At 54.4% G+C, this 3968-nt stretch carries 3 protein-coding genes and 1 pseudogene; 3 read left to right on the top strand and 1 reads right to left on the bottom strand.

The features are described from left to right. From B9H04_RS17525 to B9H04_RS19360, 3 genes and pseudogenes are all read left to right on the top strand, one after another. Positions 1-514 (top strand): hypothetical protein (locus B9H04_RS17525; RefSeq protein ID WP_211277053.1); only part of this gene is annotated, 514 nt, incomplete at its 5' end. Positions 515-2288: 1774 nt separating this feature from the next. Continuing rightward, positions 2289-2456 carry a DUF7837 family putative zinc-binding protein gene (locus B9H04_RS19790; RefSeq protein ID WP_455583603.1) on the top strand — a complete coding sequence of 56 codons (168 nt, stop codon included), beginning with the start codon at positions 2289-2291 and terminating at the stop codon, positions 2454-2456. Between the two features lie 231 nt (positions 2457-2687). Beyond that, positions 2688-3033 (top strand): annotated as a pseudogene (locus tag B9H04_RS19360) (DUF6788 family protein). A 185-nt stretch (positions 3034-3218) separates the two neighbouring features. Here the strand turns inward: B9H04_RS19360 and B9H04_RS17540 are convergent. Further along, complete coding sequence (locus B9H04_RS17540) at positions 3219-3719, bottom strand: hypothetical protein (protein ID WP_007992836.1); 501 nt, start codon at positions 3717-3719, stop codon at positions 3219-3221. Positions 3720-3968 lie beyond the last annotated feature (249 nt).

The following is a 3968-nucleotide window of genomic DNA, read 5'->3' on the forward strand; positions in this document are numbered from 1 at the left end:
GAAGAGGAGGGAATCCCCAAAGAGTAGGTGGGAGCGAAGCGCAGTCGATGTCCCACAAAGACTCGCCCGGAAGGCGACTTACTACGTGGGGGGAAATCGAGTCGGTATGGGACACCGAATTGGAACGATGGTAGATGAGGATCTGAACAGCGTTCTCGAAGCGATGGCAAAGCACCATGACATCCCGAAGAGCAGAGTGATCGAACTGCTCCTCCGGGAGGGGGTCCACGCACGCGAGATGCGGTACCGCTACGAACAGATGGACGCGAAGCTCGATCACCTCATCGACAGCCTCAATGTGGGGTCGACCGCAACGGACGCAGTCGAGGGACGATTCGAAGCAGTCAGCGAACGGTCGTTGCCCGCCGGCGTCGCTGGTGTGGAGTTAGCCGACAGCCCACTGCCGTACTTTCAGAGCGCCGGGAGCTATCCAGATCGATCGGACGAGGAGGCAGTTGTCCGGGATCAGGTGTTCGACGAACGGGATGCGGTTAGGAAAACAGACGACGACTGATCGATCTGCCGCCGGCATAGTCGAACTCACGCTGGGGCAGCATCGTCGTCGGGGTGCGGTGTCGATATCTCGGAACTGACCTCAATGGCGTCGCCGGGAACGAAGGCACCCTTTGCCCGACCGGCTCGCTCAAAGTGGACGATATCGTACTCGGCGAGTAGTTGGTCGCGTCGCAAAGTCGTTCAGAATACAGTTCGTCCCGTTTCCTTTGACAGGGTAGATCTCTCGGATGCGTGACTTGATGATGGACAGACTACCTCTACATGTTATTTTCAGCCACATCAGCCTTCTACCGAAATTACGGGAAACTTTACCGTAACTCAGGTTGAACGGTTTTCCGACGCGAGTAGATTATTGAGACCTTCTGTGAATCACTACAACCGCGTCGACGATCGCTCTTGACCGAGATGAAGCTGAACTCGCGCGAATCCTTGCTGATCAACTTGCCGAATAGACATCTAAATCCCAAGACATCAGTAGTTACCGTATAGTTTGACTAAATTACGGTAATATCTCTCAAATTACTTTGTGAGGTACTGGATGCTAATTAGGAGTTGGTTCGCTCGCGGATTCGTTTGTATCCCTCGAGAGGAGTGAGAGGGATTCGGAAAAGGGATGACCCGCATCCGATCCCGCTCAGAACTATGCAACAATCAAAATATACAACGTATGCGTATGCGGCCGCCACCGACGCAACTGTTTCACGGCCGGAGTGGTGGTCGTACACGCGGCACGAGCGAATAGTCGTACCGACACAAACTCTCGGAGAGCCACTACTAGCTGGCGACCTGAACACGCTGCCAACTCCTAGTGGACCCGTCGTGGGCAAGCGCTCACCGAGAGTCAAGGGCAATGTCTGACGACTCACTTCGGCAGGCTGTCCGGGATGCGTGGGGTACTGAGTGTCTCATCTGTGGGCGGGCCCCTGAAGACTGGGTTAACAGTGACAATCGGCCGTTGGTAAACTCACTCCATCACATCAACGGCGACGATACCGACGACCGTGTCGCCAACCTAATCCCGCTGTGTCAGCGCTGTCATATTCACGTCCACAAGACGGACGCGACCCCATACAGGCAGTGGCATCGCCAACTCCCGATCGAACACCGAAATGCGTGGAATGCGCATCATAAAGTGTACTACGAGGGGCCACGGCTCAACAGCGCACAGGCCGAGTGGTTCTACGGCGATAATGAGGGCACGCCACAGAGCGCACGATTCCACGATAAAAAGTCGGAATCGCCCGATGAGTCTCACGAAACGACTGAATCCGACACTAACTCGACGTCAGAGACGTCAGAGGATGATGACTCAGAAATGACATAGCTAGTCGTCGACGAGAGGCTCGGTAACTCCGGTAGCGATCAGGTCCGTCGTGGTGTCAATTCGGATCCCAGCTTGGAGACAGTAAGCATCAAACACGCTCCAAGCAATGAGGACCAATATCAGATCGGGTTCGTTAGCCGAGACGCCCACGGCTGGTAGCGACTCAAAAAACAGGAACTGGCCAACGCTGGCGGCCAGTTAGACGTCAGCCCATCACCAATATCGGTATTACTCACTGATGACCAACTGCGTGATGGCCACTCGAGACCCACGGTCACGCTAATTTTTTAGAATAGTACTTTCGCCCCGCTTGCCCGAAGTATAAGTCACAGAGTCTGTAATCTTGGGGTGAGGGAGCACAGCTGAGTCGGTCTCACCGACCGAACCAGCTGTTAAAGAGTATCACACGCTCCCTCTCCCCCTGAAAAGAGCTGCCGATTTCGTGAGAATGGCCCCCGATAATCCAGAGACAGTCCGTGGCACCTGCTCATTCTGTGGCGATATAGTTACTGGCCGACACGCGATAATCGAGTATGAAACAGATAGCGGTAGACCGGGCGTGTGGGCCGAATGTCCAAGCTGTGGCGAGGTCGTTGACCCCACCCATGCTCAGTAAACAGTTCATCCAGCAGATTGTGAGACTCGATCTACCATCGACAACCCACCACGAGTGCCGTCACTGTGGATACAGCGTGGGGAAGGACGTCGATGAATGTCCACAGTGTGGCGCTGACGAGATTGCGGCCTACGACCTCGAGTAATTGCTGGAGCGCTCACAGTTGGTGGAGAAGTTTAATGCCTTATGTAGCATCCGAACGCTAACATGGCATCAATTATTACATAAGGTGTGGAGGAGCCGCCACCACCGACCTCGCTACCCAAGTATCTCGCAAAAGGCTCCCAAAGCAGGATACGGAGACGCTCCACGAGATACAGAGCTACGTTGGGGTACTCATCGAGTATCGCGACCAGCCACTCGGCACCGATGAACTTCCCGAGACAGCTGAATCCGTCAACAAGCCCGACAGTTCAGGAACTGGACCATCGTCAAAGAGAAGATCACCTGTGGCGACGACAGCTGTAAGTGCGCCAGCGGAGATCGTCAGGATATACACGGCCCGTATCTCTACCGCTACTATCGTGAGAATGGGACGATGAAATCAGAGTACATCGGGAAGCCGGGAAGTGGGTAGTGGTGAGTCGGTCAACGTCGACTAACGAGCATCCCGGGAGAGATACGCTTTTCACTGTACGCACACTTAGACAACGGTATACGATGAACTGGGATAGTGAGCGAGAAATGGCCAAAGACGTCGAGGAGAACGAGGAACTGTACGAGGCGCTCGCAGACGACGATACCGACGACGACAAAGAGTAATCAGCGATACTCTTCAGGAAGGACCTCGCCGAAGAACTGAAGCCAGACGCGATACAGCTCGTCCGTTTCATACAATCTGTCGAGATGGATCGGAGGTATCTCTCTTCGAACGTCGTGTGACTCAGCTCGCACCCGTTTGACCCGCTCCGTCGACCATTCTCCCGGTTCGATCCCGTTGTCACGGAGCAGCTTTCGCAATGTAACGATCGCAGTACGGTGGTTCCCATCCGGGAAGAAGTGTTTCCCTACGAGCGCGTGTATCCAGAGCGCGCACTGTTCGGGAAGCGGCCGGTCAGTTGGGAACTCCTCGAGAACCCGTTCGAGATCGCCGTTTCTCACTCGCCAGATCTCCTTTCGCTGTTCAAGGAACGACTCGTCGTGTGGATTGTCGTAGTGATGGCCGTCTGCTCTCAGAAATTGTGTATTCCGGAATTTGAAGTTCTCCGGCTCGATCGACGAAAGATCCGTGATACGAGGGGCTGGATCCGTCGAGTCTCCCATTCGTTACACGCCCCAACTCATTCGATCTACATTACTTGTGGGGAAGACATGCGTATACGGTTCCTCATCAGACCCGGTCGATACTGATGAATGCCCACAGGGTAGCTCTCACGAGATTGCGACCTACGATCTCGAGTAATTGCTGAGGTGGTCACGGTGGGGAAAGAAGGTTCAATACCTTATGTAGCACCCGAGCGCTAACATGGCTCCAATTGTTACATAAGGTATAGAGCAGCCGTCACCACCCAC

This window comes from Halorubrum ezzemoulense DSM 17463 (assembly GCF_002114285.1).
GTDB lineage: Archaea > Halobacteriota > Halobacteria > Halobacteriales > Haloferacaceae > Halorubrum > Halorubrum ezzemoulense.

What these genes read in the sequence shown, in the direction of transcription:
- B9H04_RS19790 (WP_455583603.1), top strand. Translation starts at nt 2,289, where the DNA reads ATGGCCCCCGATAATCCAGAGACAGTCCGTGGCACCTGCTCATTCTGT.
- B9H04_RS17540 (WP_007992836.1), bottom strand. Translation starts at nt 3,719, where the DNA reads ATGGGAGACTCGACGGATCCAGCCCCTCGTATCACGGATCTTTCGTCG.